General features: G+C 69.2%; 6 protein-coding genes and 1 pseudogene. 5 read left to right on the top strand and 2 right to left on the bottom strand.

What is annotated here, in order from left to right; translation table 11 throughout:
* Positions 1–77: 77 nt before the first annotated feature.
* The 5 genes and pseudogenes from RWR81_RS12160 to RWR81_RS12140 form a co-directional block, all read left to right on the top strand.
* A pseudogene (locus RWR81_RS12160) lies at positions 78–463 on the top strand (transposase); the annotation flags it as partial.
* 157 nt (positions 464–620) lie between these two features.
* A complete protein-coding gene (locus RWR81_RS12155; RefSeq protein ID WP_399498442.1) occupies positions 621–752 on the top strand; it encodes a hypothetical protein in 132 nt (43 codons plus the stop codon).
* The gene (locus RWR81_RS12150) at positions 749–1,828 is read left to right on the top strand and encodes an ABC transporter permease subunit (RefSeq protein WP_314457993.1); all 1,080 of its coding nucleotides are present in this window, start codon (positions 749–751) and stop codon (positions 1,826–1,828) included. Before RWR81_RS12155 ends, RWR81_RS12150 begins: the two co-directional genes overlap by 4 nt.
* Before the next feature lie 306 nt (positions 1,829–2,134).
* Positions 2,135–3,079, top strand: a complete 945-nt coding sequence (locus RWR81_RS12145) for an ABC transporter ATP-binding protein (RefSeq protein WP_314457992.1) — start codon at positions 2,135–2,137, stop codon at positions 3,077–3,079.
* A complete protein-coding gene (locus RWR81_RS12140) occupies positions 3,076–4,170 on the top strand; it encodes an ABC transporter permease subunit (RefSeq protein ID WP_314457991.1) in 1,095 nt (364 codons plus the stop codon). The genes RWR81_RS12145 and RWR81_RS12140 overlap by 4 nt, the downstream gene beginning before the upstream one ends.
* A 113-nt stretch (positions 4,171–4,283) precedes the next feature.
* Here the strand turns inward: RWR81_RS12140 and RWR81_RS12135 are convergent, their stop codons facing one another.
* Both RWR81_RS12135 and RWR81_RS12130 read right to left on the bottom strand, forming a co-directional pair.
* Entirely contained in the window at positions 4,284–5,048 is a 765-nt protein-coding gene (locus RWR81_RS12135; protein ID WP_314457990.1) for an ABC transporter permease, read from the bottom strand.
* A gap of 38 nt (positions 5,049–5,086) precedes the next feature.
* A partial coding sequence (locus RWR81_RS12130) for a DUF4162 domain-containing protein (protein WP_314457989.1) occupies positions 5,087–5,438 on the bottom strand: 352 nt, incomplete at its 5' end.

Here is a 5,438-nt window from a genome sequence, read left to right as displayed (position 1 = left end):
TCAGCGGGCTGATGTCGCCGCCCAGGCCGGCGACCCTGGCGGGTGGCCCACCCTCATGTGCCAGGTCCTGACCACACGTGCCCGCTATCGGGGTCCCGGCCGCCGCCGTCCTTGCTGGCCGAGACCCTGGACAAGGACCGCCAGACACCGGAGCCCAGCTAGCCTCCTACGCCGGCCTGGCACCGGTAACCAGGAGATCAGGCTCCTCCATAAGGGGCGAGCACGTCTCCCACGGCGGCAACAAGAGGCTCAAGCGCGCCATGTTCCTGTCTGCCTTCGCCTCACTGCGCTCCGACCCCGTCAGCCAGGCCTACTACCAGCGCAAACGCGACCAAGGCAAACCGCCTTGGGCCAGGCCGTCCTCGCCCTGGCCCACCGCCGCATCCTGACCCTGCACGCCATGATCCGCAACCACACCCTCTACACCCCACAACCATCAACACAACTACCCGCAGCCGCTTGACACACCACATAGGGGCACCCCCCCAGAGCACCTTCCACCACCGACAATGGGGACCTCTCCCCCGGCCCCCACAAGCCTTCGCGCAGTACCCTCCCCTCATGAGCGCCGACGCCGCGCAGCCTCCCATCACCCAGGGACGGAGGCCGCGCATCTTCCGGTGGACGACGACGCGGCGGCAGCCCGCCTGCTGCGCGGGGCCGTCGAGGCCGGGGTGGAGGTCCTCTCCTTCGCCCCGCTGCGAGGAGCCCTGGAGGAGACCTGCCTGGCCCTGGAGGGAGAACGCCGATGACCTGGAGAGGTGTACGCACTGTCATGGTGCTCGAGCTGCGCCAGCGGGTGAGGACCTCGCGCCGGTACATCGGGCTGGCCATCGTCGGCCTCCTATGCAGCGGGTTGTTGAGCACCGTGCCGGTTCTGGCTTCCTGCGGGTACATCGAGGACAGTCCTGCAATCACCTACCGCATCCTCTATGACTTGAGCTTCTGCTTCGTGCTGGGGATCGGGCTCATCATCACCCCCGCCCTGTCGGCCACGTCGATCAACGGCGACCGCGCCGACGCGACCCTGGCGCCACTGCTGGCCACCGCGCTGCGCAGCCAGGAGATCGTCGTCGGCAAGCTGCTGGCGGCCTGGGTCGCAGCGATCGCCTTCCTGGGCGTTGCAGGCCCCTCCCTCCTCATGCTGACGGTCGCCGGCGACTCTCACTGGCTGGTGCTCATCACCCACCTGGTCATCCTCACCTTCACCCTGGGAGCGGTGTGCGCGATCGGCCTGGGACTCTCCAGCCTGACCGTACGCCCCCGGACCTCGACAGTACTGACCTACATCGCGGTGGCCGCCCTCATCGTGGGGACACCCCTGGCCACGGCCATTGCCTCACCCATGGTCACCGGCACGCAGACCCAGGTGACCTACTACATGAAGTCGAGCGATGACAACGACAAGGTCGTATGCCAGCCGTCTCCGGAAATCTCCACCCAGGAAGTCACTCACACCGACCGGATCTGGTGGATGCTGGTCCCCAACCCCTTCGCCGCCCTGGGGGACGCCACCGCCCACGCGCCGACCCCAGACCTCTTTGGTCAATCCTCCCTCCTGAAGGAAACCGGCCTAGGCATTGACACGATGCGCGACCCCCAGCCCGAAGTGGCCATTCACAACGCCTGCAAGGAGAAGGACGACTCCGACAACTCCCCACTCATCATAGACGATTTCCCTTCTTCATCCGCTAAGACCACGCACCCGCCCTTCTGGCCCGTGAGCCTCGTGACGCTCACGGCCCTGGGGGCCGGCGGCGTCATCACCGCCAGCAAGCGCCTGCGTGTGCCGGCCGGCAGGCTGCCGCGCGGCACCCGCCTGGCCTGAGCGGGCGGCCCCACCCCCATCGAGCCGGGCATTATTCGCGTAGCCCTGCGGTTTTTCTGTAGGGGTACGCGAATAATGCCCGGCTCGACGCAAGGCGCCCGAGGCGAGCGCCGTCAGGCCGACACATCACGGGGCTGTGGGCTCACGGACCACACTTCAACAAGTTCTTCAGAAATGACCCGGAGCCGCGTCGTTTCTGAAGTTTTTGTTGATGTTTGAGGCGGAGTCAGGCACGCCCCATCGCCGCCGCCCATGTCGTCCCCGAGTTCCGCCCGCCGGCCCCGACCGACGACGTAACCTGCTCGCATGAGCATCGAAGTCTCTCAACTCACCCGCTTCTTCGGCCGGGCGCCCGCGGTACGGCAGCTGGACATGTCGGTGCCGGGCGGAGCCGTCACCGGACTGGTCGGCCCCAACGGCGCCGGCAAGACGACGCTGCTGCTCATGCTGGCGGCCCTGCTGGCCCCGGACTCCGGGACGATCCGGGTGGCGGGACTGGACCCGGTCACCCAGGCGCGCGAGGTCCACCGCACCGTGGGGTGGATGCCCGACGCCTTCGGCACCTGGGACTCCCTGACCTGCACCGAGATCCTCCTGACCTTCGCCGCCGCCCAGGAGATGGACGCCGACACAGCCCGCACCCGCGCCGTCGAGATGCTCACCCTGGTCCACCTCGACGAGCTGGCGCGCACTCCGGCCCGGGTCCTCTCCCGGGGCCAGAAGCAGCGCCTGGGCCTGGCCCGCGCCCTCATCCACAGTCCCAAGGTCCTGCTCCTGGACGAGCCGGCCGCCGGCATGGACCCGCGTTCGCGCGCCGATCTGCGTGCCCTGCTGCGCGACCTGGCCTCAGACGGCACCACGGTCCTGCTCTCCAGTCATATCCTGCCGGAGATGGAGGAGATGGTCGACGGCGTCGTCTTCATGTCGCACGGAACCGCCCTCCCGACGCCGTCGGAGCAGGGCCGGGCCGAGGCGGAGGGACCCGGTGGCGCGGCCCACCCGGTGCCGACGCGCCGAACCTGGCGGATGCGAGCCCTGGACGCCGGACGTCTGAGCGAGTGGGTGCACTCCGCACAGCCGTCCGTCACGCATGAGGAGGACGGGACCGTGCGCCTTCCGGTGGACGACGACGCTGCGGCGGCCCGCCTGCTGCGCAAGGCCGTCGAGGCCGGGGTGGAGGTCGTCTCCTTCGCCCCGCTGCGAGGAGCCCTGGAGGAGACCTACCTGGCCATGGAGGGAGAACGCCGATGACTTGGAGAGGTGTACGCACCGTCATGGTGCTCGAGCTGCGCCAGCGGGTGCGGGCAACGCGCTGGCGCGTCATGCTGGGGATCTGGCTGGCCGTCCTCATTCTGCTGTGCGGCGGGCTGGCGATCGCCGTGGAGACCACGACCCGCGAGACCACATCTGACTACCTTCCGTTCCTCTACGACACCATTGTCTGCTTCGTGCTGGGGATCGGGCTCATCGTGGCCCCCACGCTGTCAGCGACGTCGCTCAACGGCGACCGCGCCGACGCGACCCTCGCGCTGCTGCAGGCCACCGCGCTGCGCAGTCAGGAGATCGTCGTCGGCAAGCTGCTGGCGGCCTGGGTCGCGGCGATCGCCTTCCTGGGCGTGGCGGCGCCCTTCCTCCTCATCTTGACGGTCGCCGGCGGCTCTCACTGGCAGGCGCTCCTCGCCCACCTGGTCATCCTCGTCTTCACCCTGGGTGCGGTGTGCGCGATCGGCCTGGGCTTCTCCAGCCTGACGGCACGGCCCTCGGCCTCCGCGGTCCTGACCTACCTCGTGGTGGCCGCCCTCACCGTCGGAACGCCACTGAGCACAGCCGTGGCCTCATCCGTAGTGACCGGCACGCAGACCGTGGAGACCCGTCGACCGGACTACGAGGCCTCGACCAACGAGAAGACCGTGTGCCGATCGGATATCGACACCCAGGTGGTGACTCGCTCCGAGAGGATCTGGTGGATGCTGGCCCCCAACCCCTTCGTGGCCCTGGGGGACTCCACCGCCCACGCGCCACAGCAACCGGCCTCGGCCGCCCCCGGCATCCCGACCTCCTACCTGTCCTTCGCAGGGAAGATTGTTGACTCGATGCGCAATCCCCGGCCCGATCGGATCGTCCACAACCGCTGCGCGGGCGAGACCGCCACCTACGAGGACGACGATCTGCTCGGCCTCTCGCACTCTTCGAAGGACCGCGGCCCCTTGGCCGAGCACCTGGTCTTCTGGCCCGCGAGCCTCGTGGTCATCCTGGCCCTGGGGGCCGGCGGCGTCGTCACGGCCAGCAGACGGCTGCGCGTGCCGGCCGGCAGGCTGCCGCGCGGCGTCCGCCTGGCCTGAGTGGGCAGCTCCACCCCCATCGAGCCGGACATCCTTCGCGTAGCCCTACAGAAGAACCGCAGGGCTACACAGAGCCTGCCCGGCTCGGCGCGAAGTACCCGAAGTGAGCACCGTCAGGCCGTCTTCCAGCGGAACAGTCGGGCCCCCAACAGACCGCAGACCACCGTCATACCGGCGAGCACCGCGAGCGCCGTCCCGTAGTCCGCCCAGGACTGACCGGCCCACATCCCCTGAAAGAGGTCGACCAGGTAGTGGAAGGGCGAGTAACGGGCCACGCGCTGGACGCCCTCGGGGATCTGGCTCTGAGGGACGAAGGCCCCGGAGGTCATCATGATGACGATGAACAGCCCGTTGCCGATGCCGGTAGCGGCGCGCGCGGAGGGGTAGACAGCGGCCAGCGCGTAACCCAGCGCCAGGAAGGCCACCAGCCCGAGGGCCGCGGCGGCCAGAACCGCCAGCGGGTTGCCCTGAAGCCTCACCCCGAAGCCGAGCGCCCCCACCAGCAGCGCCAGGACGATCCCCACCAGACTGATGAGGAAGTTGACGGTCAGATCGGCCGCCACGAAGACCCGCGGACTCAGCGGTGTGGCCCGCAGACGGGTCAGGGCCCCGCTCTCGCGCAGCTGGAGCTGGCTGGTGGGTAGGATGACGACGCCTGTCATCCCCACGACGAGGCAGGCGCAGGCGGGCAGGGTGGCATCCATGAAGCCGCGCCCCCCGAACTGGGGGTTGGGGTCGTTGCCGAAGAGCACCCCGAGGACGGCCACCAGCAGCGGGGCGAGGACAAGGGTGAAGAACAGGCCGACGGGCTCACGCAGGGTCGAACGGGTCAGCATGGCGAGCAGGGTCATCAAGGATCGACGGGTGCGCATGGTCATGTCTCTTCTCAGCGCTCGGGTTCTCAGTAATCGGTTTCTCAGTGGGCTTCTCGGCCCGGCCAGGCATCCCTGACGGCGCGTCCGGTGAGGTTGAGGAAGACCTCCTCCAGGCCCGGCGTGTGGGTCTCCATGTTCTGCACGGTGACGCCGGCCTGCGCCAGGTGGGACAGGACCGCCTGAGCGAAGGCGCCCGTGCCGCAGACGACGGTCACAGCGCCGTCGGCCCGCACGGAGGTGACGCCCTCGACATCGGCCAGCGCCCTCGGCGCCTGGGCACTGAGGGTGAGGCGCAACTCGGCCTGGCCGCCGTGAGCCGCGACGAGGGCCGGGATCGAGTCGAGGGCGATGACGCGTCCGTGGTCGATGACGGCGACCCGGTCGCACAGGGCC

Origin of the sequence: uncultured Actinomyces sp. (genome assembly GCF_963526355.1) — a bacterium.
Lineage (GTDB): Bacteria > Actinomycetota > Actinomycetes > Actinomycetales > Actinomycetaceae > Actinomyces.
The sequence above is the reverse complement of the archived record's forward strand: the minus strand, read 5'-3'. Positions and strand labels throughout refer to the sequence as shown.

What these genes read in the sequence shown, in the direction of transcription:
- RWR81_RS12150 (WP_314457993.1), top strand. Translation starts at nt 749, where the DNA reads ATGACCTGGAGAGGTGTACGCACTGTCATGGTGCTCGAGCTGCGCCAG.
- RWR81_RS12135 (WP_314457990.1), bottom strand. Translation starts at nt 5,048, where the DNA reads ATGACCATGCGCACCCGTCGATCCTTGATGACCCTGCTCGCCATGCTG.
- RWR81_RS12140 (WP_314457991.1), top strand. Translation starts at nt 3,076, where the DNA reads ATGACTTGGAGAGGTGTACGCACCGTCATGGTGCTCGAGCTGCGCCAG.
- RWR81_RS12145 (WP_314457992.1), top strand. Translation starts at nt 2,135, where the DNA reads ATGAGCATCGAAGTCTCTCAACTCACCCGCTTCTTCGGCCGGGCGCCC.